Annotated in this window: 24 protein-coding genes; all 24 read right to left on the reverse strand. The window is 64.1% G+C overall.

The window, feature by feature from the left end; genetic code table 11:
• Nucleotides 1-3: 3 nt before the first annotated feature.
• Nucleotides 4-1,326, reverse strand: a complete 1,323-nt coding sequence (locus tag Q0743_RS08705) for a chloride channel protein (protein WP_298241150.1) — start codon at nt 1,324-1,326, stop codon at nt 4-6.
• Between the two features lie 55 nt (nt 1,327-1,381).
• Nucleotides 1,382-1,678, reverse strand: coding sequence for a DUF1330 domain-containing protein (locus Q0743_RS08710; RefSeq protein ID WP_298241151.1), 297 nt, complete (start codon nt 1,676-1,678; stop codon nt 1,382-1,384).
• A 10-nt stretch (nt 1,679-1,688) separates the two neighbouring features.
• On the reverse strand, nt 1,689-2,477 hold the full coding sequence (locus tag Q0743_RS08715; protein ID WP_298241152.1) for an SDR family NAD(P)-dependent oxidoreductase: 789 nt from the start codon (nt 2,475-2,477) through the stop codon (nt 1,689-1,691).
• 80 nt (nt 2,478-2,557) lie between these two features.
• A complete protein-coding gene (locus tag Q0743_RS08720; protein WP_298241153.1) occupies nt 2,558-3,397 on the reverse strand; it encodes a cytochrome c in 840 nt (279 codons plus the stop codon).
• 118 nt (nt 3,398-3,515) lie between these two features.
• A complete protein-coding gene (gene rplQ / locus Q0743_RS08725; protein ID WP_014494513.1) occupies nt 3,516-3,932 on the reverse strand; it encodes a 50S ribosomal protein L17 in 417 nt (138 codons plus the stop codon).
• 145 nt (nt 3,933-4,077) lie between these two features.
• Complete coding sequence (locus tag Q0743_RS08730) at nt 4,078-5,109, reverse strand: DNA-directed RNA polymerase subunit alpha (RefSeq protein ID WP_063682762.1); 1,032 nt, start codon at nt 5,107-5,109, stop codon at nt 4,078-4,080.
• 112 nt (nt 5,110-5,221) lie between these two features.
• On the reverse strand, nt 5,222-5,611 hold the full coding sequence (gene rpsK / locus Q0743_RS08735) for a 30S ribosomal protein S11 (RefSeq protein WP_007603045.1): 390 nt from the start codon (nt 5,609-5,611) through the stop codon (nt 5,222-5,224).
• Nucleotides 5,612-5,742: 131 nt separating this feature from the next.
• On the reverse strand, nt 5,743-6,111 hold the full coding sequence (gene rpsM / locus Q0743_RS08740; RefSeq protein ID WP_008549231.1) for a 30S ribosomal protein S13: 369 nt from the start codon (nt 6,109-6,111) through the stop codon (nt 5,743-5,745).
• Nucleotides 6,112-6,296: 185 nt separating this feature from the next.
• The gene (locus Q0743_RS08745) at nt 6,297-7,187 is read right to left on the reverse strand and encodes an adenylate kinase (RefSeq protein WP_298241154.1); all 891 of its coding nucleotides are present in this window, start codon (nt 7,185-7,187) and stop codon (nt 6,297-6,299) included.
• Nucleotides 7,188-7,482: 295 nt separating this feature from the next.
• Nucleotides 7,483-8,814 carry a preprotein translocase subunit SecY gene (gene secY, locus Q0743_RS08750; protein ID WP_100176995.1) on the reverse strand — a complete coding sequence of 444 codons (1,332 nt, stop codon included), beginning with the start codon at nt 8,812-8,814 and terminating at the stop codon, nt 7,483-7,485.
• 150 nt (nt 8,815-8,964) lie between these two features.
• A complete protein-coding gene (gene rplO, locus Q0743_RS08755) occupies nt 8,965-9,450 on the reverse strand; it encodes a 50S ribosomal protein L15 (protein ID WP_014494508.1) in 486 nt (161 codons plus the stop codon).
• A 75-nt stretch (nt 9,451-9,525) separates the two neighbouring features.
• The gene (rpmD, locus tag Q0743_RS08760) at nt 9,526-9,720 is read right to left on the reverse strand and encodes a 50S ribosomal protein L30 (RefSeq protein ID WP_097658745.1); all 195 of its coding nucleotides are present in this window, start codon (nt 9,718-9,720) and stop codon (nt 9,526-9,528) included.
• Between the two features lie 24 nt (nt 9,721-9,744).
• Complete coding sequence (gene rpsE / locus Q0743_RS08765; RefSeq protein WP_018322271.1) at nt 9,745-10,341, reverse strand: 30S ribosomal protein S5; 597 nt, start codon at nt 10,339-10,341, stop codon at nt 9,745-9,747.
• Between the two features lie 44 nt (nt 10,342-10,385).
• The gene (gene rplR / locus Q0743_RS08770) at nt 10,386-10,748 is read right to left on the reverse strand and encodes a 50S ribosomal protein L18 (protein WP_007603036.1); all 363 of its coding nucleotides are present in this window, start codon (nt 10,746-10,748) and stop codon (nt 10,386-10,388) included.
• Between the two features lie 11 nt (nt 10,749-10,759).
• The gene (gene rplF / locus Q0743_RS08775) at nt 10,760-11,293 is read right to left on the reverse strand and encodes a 50S ribosomal protein L6 (RefSeq protein ID WP_298241155.1); all 534 of its coding nucleotides are present in this window, start codon (nt 11,291-11,293) and stop codon (nt 10,760-10,762) included.
• A 16-nt stretch (nt 11,294-11,309) separates the two neighbouring features.
• The gene (gene rpsH / locus Q0743_RS08780) at nt 11,310-11,708 is read right to left on the reverse strand and encodes a 30S ribosomal protein S8 (RefSeq protein ID WP_027554158.1); all 399 of its coding nucleotides are present in this window, start codon (nt 11,706-11,708) and stop codon (nt 11,310-11,312) included.
• Nucleotides 11,709-11,722: 14 nt separating this feature from the next.
• Nucleotides 11,723-12,028 (reverse strand): 30S ribosomal protein S14, encoded by a 306-nt coding sequence (gene rpsN, locus Q0743_RS08785; protein WP_018322268.1) that lies wholly within the window; start codon nt 12,026-12,028, stop codon nt 11,723-11,725.
• 46 nt (nt 12,029-12,074) lie between these two features.
• A complete protein-coding gene (gene rplE / locus Q0743_RS08790) occupies nt 12,075-12,632 on the reverse strand; it encodes a 50S ribosomal protein L5 (RefSeq protein WP_298241156.1) in 558 nt (185 codons plus the stop codon).
• Nucleotides 12,625-12,939, reverse strand: coding sequence for a 50S ribosomal protein L24 (rplX, locus tag Q0743_RS08795; protein ID WP_007603031.1), 315 nt, complete (start codon nt 12,937-12,939; stop codon nt 12,625-12,627). Before rplX ends, rplE begins: the two co-directional genes overlap by 8 nt.
• Nucleotides 12,939-13,307 (reverse strand): 50S ribosomal protein L14, encoded by a 369-nt coding sequence (gene rplN, locus Q0743_RS08800; RefSeq protein WP_007603030.1) that lies wholly within the window; start codon nt 13,305-13,307, stop codon nt 12,939-12,941. Before rplN ends, rplX begins: the two co-directional genes overlap by 1 nt.
• A gap of 84 nt (nt 13,308-13,391) precedes the next feature.
• Nucleotides 13,392-13,640, reverse strand: a complete 249-nt coding sequence (gene rpsQ / locus Q0743_RS08805; RefSeq protein ID WP_097658742.1) for a 30S ribosomal protein S17 — start codon at nt 13,638-13,640, stop codon at nt 13,392-13,394.
• 13 nt (nt 13,641-13,653) lie between these two features.
• Entirely contained in the window at nt 13,654-13,860 is a 207-nt protein-coding gene (gene rpmC / locus Q0743_RS08810) for a 50S ribosomal protein L29 (protein ID WP_011088144.1), read from the reverse strand.
• A gap of 5 nt (nt 13,861-13,865) precedes the next feature.
• Nucleotides 13,866-14,279: a 50S ribosomal protein L16 gene (rplP, locus tag Q0743_RS08815; protein ID WP_008136349.1), complete on the reverse strand. Its 414-nt coding sequence runs from the start codon at nt 14,277-14,279 to the stop codon at nt 13,866-13,868.
• 30 nt (nt 14,280-14,309) lie between these two features.
• Nucleotides 14,310-15,035, reverse strand: a complete 726-nt coding sequence (gene rpsC / locus Q0743_RS08820) for a 30S ribosomal protein S3 (protein WP_129268065.1) — start codon at nt 15,033-15,035, stop codon at nt 14,310-14,312.
• Between the last annotated feature and the right edge of the window lie 7 nt (nt 15,036-15,042).

Consider the following 15,042-nt stretch of genomic DNA (forward strand, 5'->3'; position numbering starts at 1 on the left):
GCTTCAGCTCGGAGCGTGCGGCGTGTCAGGCGGACGCGCCGCCCGTTCGATAAAGCCCTTTGCCAGTGCATGATAGATGCCTTCCTCGCAAATCATCCGCGAGGTCACGTGCGCAATCAGCGCCGCCGCCATCAGCGGCACGACCATGCCATGGTTGTCTGTCATCTCGGTCACGATCACGAACGCCGTGATCGGCGCCTGCACGACGCCGGCGAAATACGAGACCATGCCGAGCAGCATGATCGCGCCGAGCGGCGCGTCGTGGAAAAACGAGGCGATGTTGCTGCCGATGCCGGCTCCGACGGCCAGCGACGGCGAAAAAATGCCGCCCGGTATGCCGCTGATCGCCGCAAAGGTCGTCGCGAGGAGCTTGAGAACGCCGAAATCCTGCGGCAACGACGAGCCGCGCTCCAGCGCCGCCTTCACCTGGTCATAGCCGGTGCCGTAGATCGTATCGCCGGACACCAGGCCGCAGATCGCGACGGCAAGTCCGCACGCGAACGCAAACCAGAGCGGATGGCCCTTGATCGCGCGGCCGAGCGGATGCTTGAACCCGCGCGCCATCGCGATGACGATGCGGCTGAACAGTCCGCCCGAGAGACCGCCGACCACGCCGCAGAGCGGAACGGCCAGCCAGTCCGTGCCACGCGCCAGCGACATCGCGCTGCTGCCGAAATAAGCATAATTGCCGGCCAGCGCCAGCGAGGTCAGGCCGGCGGCGATCACGGCCGCAATGATGAGGCTGGAGGTGCGGGTCTCGAATGCGCGGCTCATCTCCTCAATGCCGAAGACGATGCCGGCCAAGGGCGTGTTGAACGCTGCCGCAACGCCTGCGGCGGCGCCGGCCAGGATCAACCCCGGCTGGCGGCGCGGCGAGACGCGGCCGAGCGCAAACATGATGGACGCGCCGACCTGTACGGTGGGCCCTTCCCGGCCGACGGAGCCGCCACACAACAGGCCGAACAGGGTGAGGATCACCTTTCCGACCGCGACGCGGAGTGAAACGAGCCTTTCGCGCGCGCTCTGATCGGTCAGATGGCGTGCAGCGATCGCCTGTGGAATGCCACTGCCCTGCGCGTTGGGAAACAGCTGGATGGTCAGATAGGCTGACAGCATGAAGCCGAGCGGGGTCACCGCCAGCACGGCGTAGCGCGACTTCGCCAGCAGCAGCGCGAAAGCATGCTGGGCCAGATCGGCGAGTTGCGCCAGCGCCACCGCCGCAGCGCCGACCCCGATGCCGCCGAGCAGGAAGATCGCCTGCCGCTGCCATCGCGCGGACGTCAGTCTGAAGAGGCGCTTATGGCGCGTTGACAGGGGCCAGAGCATGAGGCCCGTGTAAACGCGTTAGGCCCAGAAATGAAGCGGCAAGTGGAGAGATCAGCTAGGCTGGAACCACACCCTCGACGAAGATGAGCCGCCGCTCCAATGCGGACTCCCGTAGCTTGAGCGCTTCGGCATATTCGGGCGATTCGTACCATTCACGGGCGCGGGCCATCGAGGGAAACTCCACGATGACCATGGTCTTGGGCGGCGGGCCGCCCTCCATCACTTCGGCAGCACCCCCGCGGACGAGATAGCTGCCGCCATATCGCGCGATCGTCTCGGCCGCAAGCGTACGATAGGCCTCCATCGCGGCCGGGTCGCGCGCCTCGACCTCCGAAATGACATAGGCGGGCACGGGCGCCACCTCAGGCTATGGTGTTGACGATGCCGCCTTCCGCGCGCAGCGCCGCGCCGTTGGTGGCGGAGGCCTCCTTCGACGCGACATAGACCACCATGTTCGCGATCTCGTCGACGCTGGCAAAGCGCTGGATCAGCGAGCTCGGGCGATGCTGCTTGACGAAGTTGGCGGCAGCCTCGTCCACGGACTGACCATTCTGCTTGGCGAGATCCTTCACAAAAGTCTCGACGCCCTCCGACATGGTCGGGCCCGGCAGCACGGAATTGACAGTGACGCCGGTGCCGCGGGTGAGCTGCGCGAGACCGCGCGCGACCGCGAGCTGGGCCGTCTTGCTCATGCCGTAGTGGATCATCTCGACGGGGATGTTGAGCCCGGACTCCGACGAGATGAAGACGATGCGGCCCCAATCGCGCGCGAGCATGCCCTTCATGTAGGCCCGCGCCAGCCGCACGCCGCTCATGACGTTGACCTCGAAGAAGCGGCTCCAGTCCTCGTCGGGAATCTCGAAGAAGTCCTTGGGCTCGAAGATGCCGGCATTGTTGATGAGGATGTCGACCTCGGGCAGCGCCGCAACCAGCGCCTTGCAGCCCGCGGCGGTGGAGACGTCGGCGGCGATGCCGCGGACCTTCCCGCCCGCCCCTTCCAGCTTGCGCACGGCCGCATCGACCTTGTCCTGGCCGCGGCCGTTGATCATGACGCTGGCGCCGGAGGCCGCCAGGCCCTTGGCGATGGCATGACCGATGCCGGCGGTCGAGCCGGTCACGAGGGCGGTCTTTCCGGAAAGGTCGATCTTCATGAATCATCTCCATTGAGGCTGACGGAGATATCGTGCACTGCGTATGCAGCTTCAATCGTCCCTCACCGACGCGTGAGGCGTTAGCTCCGCGGCGGCAGCGTTCTGAGAAAGGCGACGATGGCATCGAGATCCTGCGCCGTCATGCCGGCATAGGCAGCATAGGCCATCGGCGGCTTCAGCTTGTGCCCGTCGCGCGCGACGCCTTGCGTAATCGCACGTTTGATTTCGTCGTCGCTCCACCGGCCGAGGCCGGCGGCGGGATCGGAGATGATGTTGGCGGAGACGGATTCGCCCCATGGTCCCTTGAAGGTGCGGCCGCCCTTGCCGCTTGCGCCCGCGAAATCATGCACGGCGGACGCTCCCTCCGGCGTGTGGCACTCCAGGCAATGGGCAATGGTCAGCAGGTAGCGGCCGCGCGCCAGCGTGTCGCCGAGGTCAGCCTCGCGGGCTTGCTTGCCGGCATAGGTCGGCGTCTCCGGCTTCGACGCCATCCTGCACTCCGGCGCCGGCACTTCGTGGCTTACCGCCGGCACCGAGCGCAGGTAAACAGTGAGCGCGTCGAGATCGCGCGCCGTGAGCACATCGTAGAACGCCGTCGGCATGATCGGCGCCACCCTGGTGCCATCGGGCCTCATGCCGCTGACCAGAAACCGCTTCAGCTCGGCATCGCTCCAGCGGCCGATTCCGGTGTCCTTGTCTGGCGTGATGTTGGAGGCGGAGACCTTGAAGCGGGTCTCATCGAAGACCTGGCTGCCGCCCGAGAGCGCCCGCGACAGGTCCGGGCCCTGCGGCCCGCGCGGGGTGTGGCAGTTATGGCAGACCATCACGCTGCCGACGAGATAGGCGCCGCGCTCGATCAGCGTCTCGCCGGAGACCGGCGACATCGCGAGCGCCAGCACGAACCCCAACACAATCCTCATCGAAAGCCCCCGACCGGAATCGCGTTCACCAGACGATGCGCTGCATGAGATACCGCCGCGCCATACAAAAAAGCGGCGCCCGAGGGCGCCGCTTTCGAAAGTCTCAGGACCGGTCGGCTTACGCCGCCTCGGCTTCCTTTTCCTGCACCGGGCCGGAATCCTGGCCCTTGGCATCGACGTCGCGGTCGACGAACTCGATCACGGCCATCGCCGCGTTGTCGCCGTAGCGGAAGCCGGCCTTGATGATGCGGGTATAGCCGCCCTGGCGATCCTTGTAGCGGGGCGCCAGCACGTCGAACAGCTTCTTGACCTGGTCCTTGTCGCGCATCTCGGAGATGGCCTGGCGACGCATGGAGAGGCCGCCCTTCTTGCCGAGGGTGACGAGCTTCTCGACGATCGGACGAAGCTCCTTGGCCTTCGGCAACGTGGTGACGATCTGCTCGTGCTTGATCAGCGCGGCGCACATGTTCGCGAACATCGCGCGACGATGCTCGGCCGTGCGGTTGAGCTTCCGATGAACCTTGCCGTGACGCATGTGAGTAGTCCTTTTTCGATTCTGTCGCGGTGGTTCAGCGACTGGTTTTCAGGTGGGCTTCCTGCGTTCGCCCTAGGTCGCGAGTGGCGATTGGTGAGTAGCGAACGGTTCTTGCCCTATTCGCCACTCCCTACTCGCCATTCGCTCAGTAGTGATCCTCGAAGCGCTTGGCGAGCTCGTCGATGTTCTCCGGCGGCCAGCCCGGCACTTCCATGCCGAGATGCAGACCCATCTGGGCCAGCACTTCCTTGATCTCGTTCAGCGACTTGCGGCCGAAGTTCGGGGTGCGGAGCATCTCCGCTTCGCTCTTCTGCACGAGGTCGCCGATGTAGACGATATTGTCGTTCTTCAGGCAGTTGGCCGAACGCACCGACAGCTCGAGCTCGTCCACCTTCTTGAGGAAGGCCGGGTTGAAGGCGAGGTCCGGGATGATTTCCTGGGCCACTTCCTTGCGCGGCTCTTCGAAGTTGACGAACACGTTGAGCTGGTCCTGCAGGATGCGGGCGGCGTAAGCCACCGAGTCATCCGGCGAGATCGCGCCGTTGGTCTCGATCGTCATGGTCAGCTTGTCGTAGTCGAGGATCTGGCCCTCGCGGGTGTTCTCGACCTTGTAGGAGACCTTGCGGACCGGTGAGTACAGGCTGTCGACCGGGATCAGGCCGATCGGCGCGTCCTCGGGACGGTTGCGCTCGGCGGGCACATAGCCCTTGCCGGTCGAGACCGTGAACTCCATGCGGATCTCGGCGCCCTCGTCGAGGGTGCAGATCTGCAGGTCCGGGTTCAGCACGACGACGTCGCCGACGGTCTGGATGTCACCGGCGGTGACGACGCCGGGGCCCTGCTTCTTCACGACCATGCGCTTGGGGCCTTCGCCCTGCATCTTGATCGAGATGTCCTTGATGTTGAGCACGATGTCGGTGACGTCCTCACGGACGCCCGCGATCGAGGAGAACTCGTGCAGCACGCCGTCGATGTGCACCGACTGCACCGCCGCGCCCTGGAGCGAGGAGAGCAGGATGCGGCGCAGCGCGTTGCCGAGGGTCTGGCCGAAGCCGCGCTCGAGCGGCTCGGCGACGATGGTCGCGAAACGCGAAGAATCGCTGCCGGGCGTGACCTGGAGCTTGTTCGGCCGAATCAGTTCTTGCCAATTTTTCTGGATCGTCACTGTTTCACCCATACAGGCCAGTCGAACTGCCATTGCAGACACTGGCGTTGGAGAAAGGCCGCAGGTCGCACCTGCGGCTTCTTGCAAAAGTCATTGCGGGCGTCGATGCGCCCGCAACTCGGTATCAAACGCGCCGACGCTTGCGGGGACGGCAACCGTTGTGCGGAATCGTGGTCACGTCGCGGATCGAGGTAACGGTGAAGCCGGCGGCCTGAAGTGCGCGGAGCGCCGATTCGCGGCCCGAGCCGGGACCGGCCACTTCGACTTCCAGCGTGCGCATGCCGTGCTCCTGCGCCTTCTTCGACACGTCCTCGGCGGCAACCTGCGCCGCGTACGGGGTCGACTTGCGCGAGCCCTTGAAGCCCATCGTGCCGGCGGAGGACCAGGCAATCGTGTTGCCCTGCGCGTCGGTGATGGTGATGGTCGTGTTGTTGAACGACGAGTTCACGTGCGCAACGCCGGAGGCGATGTTCTTGCGCTCGCGACGGCGAACGCGGGTGGCTTCCTTGCCCATTGAGTCCCTTTCCTGAAGATCTCAAACGCCGCCGTAATGCCAGCGGCTACACCTATGGAAGCGAATAGCGAGTAGCGAATGGCGAATAGGGAGACCCCCTACTCGCCATTCGCCACTCCCGATTCGCCAGTTTACTTCTTCTTGCCGGCGATGGCCTTTGCCGGACCCTTGCGCGTGCGCGCATTGGTGTGGGTACGCTGGCCGCGCACCGGCAGACCGCGACGATGACGCAGGCCGCGATAGCAGCCGAGGTCCATCAGACGCTTGATGTTGATGCCGACCTCGCGACGCAGGTCGCCCTCGACGAGATAGTCGCGGTCGATCACTTCGCGGATCTGCAGCACTTCGGCATCGCTGAGCTGATTGACGCGACGATCCACGGGGATCTTCACCTTTTCCAGGATCTCACCAGCGATCTTCTGACCGATGCCATGGATGTACTGGAGCGCGATCAGCACGCGCTTGTTGGTGGGAATGTTCACGCCGGCAATACGGGCCACGGCCTTCTCTCCTGTTGCCGATCCTCGTCAGGACCGGGCTTTAAGTGCTTGTGTTCTCGGGCAGGTGTTCACAAACGCGAACACGACGCCCACCCCCGGTCTTCCTGGGGCCCGGCATCGTCTGAAACTATCCGACTTGGATGCGGGGCTTATTAGGGGATTCCGGGGGCTTTCGTCAACCGCTGCTAGCGTTTGGCTCGCTTTTTCGTGACCTTTTTTGCAGCCTTTTTGGCACCCTTTTTGACCGCCTTCTTGGCGATCTTTTTGGCAGCCTTCTTCGCCGCTTTCTTGACGGTCTTCTTGGTCCCCCTCTTGGGAGCCTTCACGGCCTTCTTGGCCGCCTTTTTGGCGCTTTTAGCCGATTTGGCGGCCTTTTTGGCGGCTTTCGCGGGCTTTTCGGCCGATTTCTTCGCCGCTTTGGCCTTCTTCGCTGGGGCTTTCTTGGCCGCGCTCTTGGTCGTCCCCTTGGTCTGGATCTTGACCTCGCCCGCCCCCAGCGCCTGGAGCTGGCGGTCGATGGCGCGGGTGACCTCGTCGATGGCCATCATACCGTCGATGGTCGAAAGCTTCCGCCGCTCGGAATAGTAGTGAATCAGCGGTTCCGTCTGGCTGCGGTAGTTGGCTAACCGCTTGGTCAGGACCTCCGGGGTGTCATCGGGACGAATCTCCTCCCCGCGCTCCCGCATCTGGGCGACGCGGGTCTCGACACGGCTCAGGAGCGCACTCTCGTTGACGCGGAGCTCGATCACGGCGTCGAGCTTGAGGCGCTTGTCCTTCAGCAGCTCGTCCAGCGCTTCGGCCTGCGGCACGGTGCGCGGGAAGCCGTCGAGGATGAAACCGTTCTGGGCGTCCGGCTGGTCGATCCGGTCGGAGATGATTCCGACCACCACCTCGTCAGGCACCAGCGCGCCGCTGGCCATGATTTCCTTGGCCTTGAGTCCGACCGGCGTCCCCGCCGCCACGGCCGCGCGCAACATCTCGCCGGTCGAGAGCTGGACGATGCCATGGCGCTGCACCAGGAGCTGCGCCTGCGTCCCCTTGCCCGACCCCGGCGGTCCCAGAAGTATAATTCTCATCGGCGTACGCCCCCCGGATTGGTGAGCGATACGTCGCGCACCTGTGTTTGAAGTCCAAGTTCAAGTCCAAGTCCAAGAACAGTGCAAACCATAATCGGCGTTGCACCGCTACCCATATCATAGGGGAGCAGATGGGTGGACGCCAAGAAGGGCTTTGAAATCAGTGATTGCGCTGCAGTGAAAGCAGCTCTGCCGATGCGATCGAGCGGCTGATTGATCGCCTTCGCGAGGCGCCGCGCGTTGTTCGCGCGACGAATCGGCGGCGTGAAACGCGCCGCCTTATGACGCCGCAGCTCTAGCGGCGGCGGCCGCGCAGCTTCGACTTGCGGATCAGGCCTTCATACTGGTGCGCCAGCAGATAGCCCTGCACCTGAGCCACCGTATCCATGGTGACGCTGACGACGATCAGCAGCGAGGTACCGCCGAAGTAGAACGGCACCGAGGCGTAGGAGATCAGGATCTCCGGGATCAAGCAGACGATGGCGAGATAAATCGCACCCAGCACGGTGATGCGCGAGAGCACGTAGTCGATGTATTCCGCGGTGCGCTCGCCCGGGCGGATGCCCGGAATGAAGCCGCCGTGCTTCTTCAGATTGTCCGCGGTCTCGGTCGGGTTGAACACGATCGCGGTGTAGAAGAAGGCGAAGAACACGATCAGCGCCAGATACATGATCAGGAACAGCGGACGGCCGTGGCCGAGCTGGGTGGTGATCCACTGGAACCACTCCGGTCCACTGCCCGCGTTGAAGTTCGCCACCGTGGTCGGCAGCAGCAGCAGCGAGGACGCGAAGATCGGCGGGATCACGCCGGAGGTGTTGAGCTTGAGCGGCAGATGCGAGGACTGGCCCTCGAACATCTTGTTGCCGACCTGGCGTTTCGGATACTGGATCAGGAGGCGGCGCTGGGCGCGCTCCATGAACACGATGAAGGCGATCACGGCGACCGCCATGACGATCACGACCAGGATCAGTCCGGTCGACATCGCGCCCTGACGGCCGAGCTCGAGCATGTTGGCGAGCGCAGCGGGCAGCTCGGCGACGATGCCGGCGAGGATGATCAGCGAGATACCGTTGCCGATGCCGCGCGAGGTGATCTGCTCGCCCAGCCACATCAGGAACATGGTGCCGCCCGTCAGCGTGATCGCGGTCGACAGGCGGAAGAACATGCCGGGATCGCTGACGACGTTGCCGGCACCCTCGAGGCCCACGGCGATGCCGTAGGACTGGAACGCGGCCAGGATCACCGTGAGATAGCGGGTGTACTGGTTCAGCAGCTTGCGGCCGGACTCGCCTTCCTTCTTCAGCGCCTCGAGTTGCGGCGAGACGGTGGTGAGGAGCTGGATGATGATCGAGGCCGAGATGTACGGCATGATGTTCAGCGCGAAGATCGCCATGCGGTGGATGCCGCCGCCGGCGAACATGTTGAACATGCCGAGGATGCCGCCCGCCTGCGAGCGGAACACCTGCTCCCAGATATTGGGATCGATGCCGGGCAGCGGGATGTAGGTCCCGAGCCGATAAACGAGCAGCGCACCCAGGGTGAACCAGATGCGCTTCTTCAGTTCGTCAGCCTTGGCAAACGCACCGAAATTGAGATTGGCTGCCAGTTGTTCCGCTGCAGAGGCCATCTTGGACTTTCTCCCGCCGCCTATTGCGCCGTCATGCCCGCGGCCGGGCTACTATATAGCGGACGCCGGACATTATCTGGGGCTCGGCTTCGATAAGTCCACGTCCCGCATGCGTAAAGGCCCGCGAGCCGCGGGCCGATGACGCAGTTGTTACGCCGCCTCGCCTTCTTCCTTGGCAGGGGCGAGGATCTTCACCGAACCGCCGGCCTTCTCGACCGCGGCGATTGCGGTCTTGGTGGCGCCGTGCACTTCGATGTTGAGCTTGGACTTGAGCTCGCCGCGGCCGAGCAGCCGCACGCCGGCCTTGGCGCGGCGCAGCACGCCGCCCTTCACCAGGGCCTCGACGTTCACGACGCTGCCGGCGTCGATCTTCTTGGCATCGACCGCTTCCTGGAGCCGGTCGAGATTGATCTCGGCGAACTCGACCCGGAAGATGTTGTTGAAGCCGCGCTTGGGCAGACGGCGATGCATCGGCATCTGACCGCCTTCGAAGCCCTTGATGCGCACGCCCGAACGTGCGGTCTGGCCCTTGCCGCCGCGGCCGGACTGCTTGCCCTTGCCCGAACCGATGCCGCGGCCGACGCGCATACGCTTTTTGCGCGAGCCGGCGTTGTCGGCGATATCGCTGAGCTTCATCGCCCTTCTCCTTGTGTCTTGCGCACGATCTTCACCGAAAACCGATAGCCCGGGTTCGGGATCGCACGCCGCTTCTTACTTCTCGTCGACGATGCGGACGAGATGGTGAACCTTCAGGATCATGCCGCGGACCGCAGGGGTGTCCTGCAGTTCGCTGACGCGACCGATCTTGTTGAGCTTGAGCCCGATCAGCGTCGAGCGCTGCGAATGATGGCGGCGGATTGCGCTGCCGATCTGCTCGAGCTTGATCGTCTTTGCGGCCTTGGCCATGGGAGTCTACTCCGAAAGCTTCCGTTAGTCGGCAGCCGCCTCGGCATCACCGCCGATACGGCGCGACTGCAGAGTGGACACCTTGATGTTGCGGCGGGCTGCGACCGAACGCGGCGAATCCTGATGCTTCAGCGCGTCGAAGGTTGCGCGAACCATGTTGTAGGGGTTCGACGAGCCGATCGACTTGGCGACCACGTCCTGGACGCCGAGCGTCTCGAACACGGCGCGCATCGGGCCGCCGGCGATGATGCCGGTACCGGCGGGAGCTGCACGCAGGTAGACACGGCCCGCGCCGTGACGGCCGGCGATGTCGTGATGGAGCGTGCGGCCCTCGCGCAGCGAGACGCGGGTCAGGTTGCGCTTGGCGGACTCGGTGGCCTTGCGGATCGCCTCGGGGACTTCGCGAGCCTTGCCGTGACCGAAGCCGGCGCGGCCCTTCTGGTCACCGATCACGACCAGCGCTGCGAAACCGAAGCGCTTGCCGCCCTTGACGACCTTGGCCACGCGGTTGATGTGGACGAGCTTGTCGACGAACTCGCTGTCGCGCTCCTCGCGCTCCCTGCGTTCACGTCCGCCGCCGCCGCGTTGATCGCGTCCACCACGTTGTTCGCGTTCTGCCATTTTTCCAATCCTTCAGAGGCTTGCGCCTCAATCCTCAAATTCCGTTAGAAGCTCAGCCCGCTCTCACGCGCTGCGTCGGCGAGAGCCTTGACGCGCCCGTGATAGAGGTAGCTGCCGCGATCGAACACGACTTCCTTGACGCCCTTCTCGGCGGCGCGCTCGGCCAGCAGCTTGCCGACCGCCTTCGCCGCATCGATGTCGGCGCCGGTCTTGCCGCCGTCGCGCATCGACTTCTCGAGCGAGGAGGCAGAGGCCAGCGTCTCGCCCTTCAGGTCGTCGATGACCTGGGCGTAGATGTGCTTGGACGAGCGGAACACCGACAGACGCGGACGACCACCACCGGAGCGGCGCAGCTTCAGCCGCACACTCCGCTTGCGCCGGGCATTCGTAACCTTGGCTTTGGACATGACCGGCTCCGTTACTTCTTCTTGCCTTCCTTGCGGAAGATGAATTCGCCAACATACTTCACGCCCTTGCCCTTGTAGGGCTCCGGCGGGCGATAGCTGCGGATCTCAGCGGCGACCTGGCCGACGCGCTGGATGTCGCTGCCCGCCACCGTGATCTCGGTCGGCTTCGGCACGGTGATCGTGATCCCTTCCGGGATCGCGTAGACCACGTCGTGGCTGTAGCCGAGCGCGAGCTGCAGGTTCTTGCCCTGCATCGCGGCGCGGTAGCCGACGCCGGTGATCTCGAGCTTCTTCTCGAAGCCCTTGGTGACGCCTTCGACCAGATTCGCGACCTGGGCGCGAGCAGTACCATAGAGCGCGCGAGCCCGATTGGTCTCGGCGCGCGGCGCGACCTTGATCTGGCCGCCCTCGAGCTTCACCTCGACGTCGTCATGGACGACGAACTGAAGCTGGCCCTTGGGACCCTTCATCTTGACGGTCTGCCCATCGACGGTCGCGGTCACACCCGACGGAACCGCCACAGGCCTTTTGCCAACACGTGACATGGATCAAAAATCCTTCTCAGAACACCGTGAAGAGGACTTCACCGCCCACATTCGCGTCGCGCGCGCTGTGGTCGGCCATGATCCCCTTCGGCGTCGACAACACCGAAATGCCGAGCCCGTTGTTGACCCGCGGCAGGTTCTTTACCGAGGCGTAGACACGGCGCCCGGGCTTGGAAACACGTTCGATCTCGCGGATGACGGGCTCGCCGTCGAAATATTTCAGCTCGATCTCGATCTCACTGCGGCCCGAGGAATGCTCGAGCGTGGCGTAACCGCGGATGTAGCCTTCGGTCTTGAGGACCTCGAGCACGTTCTCGCGCATCTTCGAGCCAGGCGTGGAGACCTTGGTCTTGGAGCGCATCTGCGCGTTACGGATACGGGTGATCAGATCGCTGATTGGATCGTGCGTAGACATCTAAACGACCCTCCTTACCAGCTCGACTTCACGAGGCCCGGGACCATGCCCTTGGAGCCAAGTTCGCGCAGCGCGATACGGGACAGCTTGTTCTTGCGATAGTTCGAGCGCGGGCGGCCCGACAGCTCGCAACGCAGACGGATGCGGGTCGCCGACGAGTTGCGCGGCATTTCAGCCAGCTTCAACGTTGCCGCGAAACGCTCTTCCATCGGCAGCTTCTTGTCGGCGATGATCGCCTTCAACCGCTCGCGCTTGGCGGCGGCGTTCTTCACCATCCGCTTGCGCCGGTTGTTCTTCTCGACTGAACTCTTCTTTGCCATGCTTGGCTCCTGGGTATCCGCGTTTGAGAGGCTTTAGGTCAGCGTCTCACTGCCGGAACGGGAAATTGAAAGCGGTCAACAAGGCCCTCGCCTCTTCGTCGGTCTTGGCCGTGGTGCAGACGGTGATGTCCATACCGCGGGCTTCCGTGACCTTGTCGAAGTCGATCTCAGGGAAAATGATGTGCTCCTTGATGCCGAGCGAGTAGTTGCCGCGGCCGTCAAAGCTCTTCGGGTTCAGGCCGCGGAAGTCGCGGACGCGCGGCAGCGCGACCGTCACCAGGCGATCGATGAACTCGTACATGCGGGCCTTGCGCAGCGTGACCTTGCAGCCGATCGGCTGGTTCTCACGCAGCTTGAAGGTCGCGATCGCGATACGCGAGTAGGTCACGATCGCCTTCTGGCCGGCGATCTGGGTCAGCTCGGCAGCGGCGTTCTCGGCCTTCTTGCGGTCGTTGACGCTGTCGCCAACGCCCATGTTCAGCACGACCTTGTCCAGGCGAGGAACCTGCATCACGTTCTCATAACCGAACTTCTCGGTCATGGCCGTGCGGATCTTCGCGTCATATTCCGCGCGCAGGCGCGGGGTGTAAGCGGCCTCAGCCATCGATCTCAGCTCCCGAACTCTTGGCGATGCGGACCTTCTTGCCGTCCGCCAGAATCTTGAATCCGACGCGGGTCGGCTTTCCGTCCTTGCCGACATACGCGATGTTGGACAGTTGGATCGGCGACTCCTTCGAGATGATGCCGCCCTCCTGGGCCTGCGTCTGCTTCTGGTGACGCTTGACCATGTTGATGCCGCGCACGAGCGCCGTGCCGGCGTCGGGACGCACTTCGAACACTTCGCCGGTGCGGCCCTTGTCGCGACCGGTCAGCACGACGACCTTGTCGCCCTTGCGGATCTTCGCAGCCATCACAGCACCTCCGGCGCGAGCGAGATGATCTTCATGTGGTTCTTGGCACGCAGCTCGCGCGGCACGGGCCCGAAGATACGGGTGCCGACCGGCTCGGACTGATTGTTGATCAGAACGGCGGCGTTGCGGTCGAAGCGGATGACCGAACCGTCGGCGCGGCGGATGTCCTTGCGGACGCGCACCACGACGGCCTTCATCACGTCGCCCTTCTTCACCTTGCCACGCGGAATTGCTTCCTTGATCGAGACGACGATGATGTCGCCGATCGTGGCGTAGCGGCGCTTGGAGCCCCCGAGCACCTTGATACACATGACACGGCGTGCGCCAGAATTGTCGGCCACGTCGAGGTTGGTCTGCATCTGAATCATTGATGCACCTCGTCCTCTTTCTCTTTGCGCCAGCCCAGCCGGCGCTCAACATTTCCCTGAAGTCAGTCGGCTAAAGCCAACAGATCAGGCGCTTTTCTTGTGTTCGCCCCGGATCACGACCCAGCGCTTCAACTTCGAAATCGGCTTCGATTCCTCGATCCACACCATGTCGCCCGGCTTGAACTGGTTGCTCTCGTCGTGCGCGTGGTAGTTCTTCGAACGGCGGATCGTCTTCTTGTAGATCGGGTGCGTGAAGCGGCGGTCGACGCGCACCACGATGGTCTTGGCCTGCTTGTCGCTGACGACCACGCCCTGCAAAGTACGTTTCGGCATCTTCGTAAGCCTCTTACTTCTTCTTGGCGCGCGTCTGCGCGGCGACGGTCTTGATCCGGGCGATGTCACGGCGGGCCTCGCGCAGGCGCGAGGTGTTCTCGAGCTGCCCGGTGGCGCGCTGGAAGCGCAGGTTGAAGCGCTCCTTCTTCAGGTTCAGGATGGCGTCATCCTGCTGGTCGGGGCTCATCGCGCGGATGTCTTCGATCTTCATCTGGGCCATGGCCATTACTCCGCAATGCGCTCGACGAAGCGCGTCTTGATCGGCAGCTTGGCGGCCGCCAGGGTCAGCGCCTCACGCGCCGTCTGGGTGTTGACGCCGTCGATCTCGAACAGCACCCGGCCCGGCTTGACGCGGGCGACCCACAATTCCGGCGAACCCTTGCCGGAGCCCATGCGGACTTCGGCCGGCTTCTTCGACACCGGAACGTCGGGGAACACGCGGATCCAGACGCGGCCGGCGCGCTTCATGTGGCGGGTCAGCGCGCGGCGAGCGGCTTCGATCTGGCGCGCGGTGACGCGCTCCGGCTCGGTCGCCTTCAGGCCGAACTGGCCGAACGCCAACGTCGCGCCCGACGACGCAACGCCGTGGATACGGCCCTTATGCGCCTTCCGGAACTTCGTTTTCTTAGGTTGCATCATGGCTTTAAGCCCTCAACTTCTCAGTGCGGATCAGGCCGCAGCGTTGTCACGGCGCCCACGGCCACCGCGATCACCACCGCCGCTGGTCTCGCCTTCGGCCATTCTCTTGTCCTGGGCCATCGGATCGTGCTCGAGGATCTCGCCCTTGAAGATCCAGACCTTGACGCCGCAGGTGCCGAAGGTCGTGAACGCGGTCGCAACGCCGTAGTCGATGTCGGCGCGCAGCGTGTGCAGCGGCACGCGACCTTCGCGATACCACTCCATGCGCGCGATTTCCGCGCCGCCCAGACGACCCGAGCAGTTGATGCGGATGCCTTCCGCGCCGAGACGCATCGCCGACTGCACGGCGCGCTTCATGGCACGGCGGAACGCCACGCGGCGCTCGAGCTGCTGCGCGATCGATTCGGCCACCAGCGTCGCATCGAGCTCCGGCTTGCGGATTTCGACGATGTTGATGACGACGTCGGACGAGGTGATGTCCGCGACCTTCTTGCGAAGCTTGTCGATGTCGGCGCCCTTCTTGCCGATCACAACGCCCGGACGAGCCGAGTGGATGGTGACGCGGCACTTCTTGTGCGGACGCTCGATCACGATGCGGGCGACGGCGGCCTGCTTGAGCTCCTTGTGCAGGATCTCGCGGATCTTGACGTCCTCGTGCAGCAGCTTGCCGTATTCCTGCTTGCCGGCGAACCAGCGGGAATCCCAGGTACGGTTGATGCCGAGGCGCAGACCGATCGGATTGATCTTTTGACCCATCGTGTTC

This window comes from uncultured Bradyrhizobium sp., assembly GCF_936943645.1.
Taxonomy (GTDB): domain Bacteria; phylum Pseudomonadota; class Alphaproteobacteria; order Rhizobiales; family Xanthobacteraceae; genus Bradyrhizobium.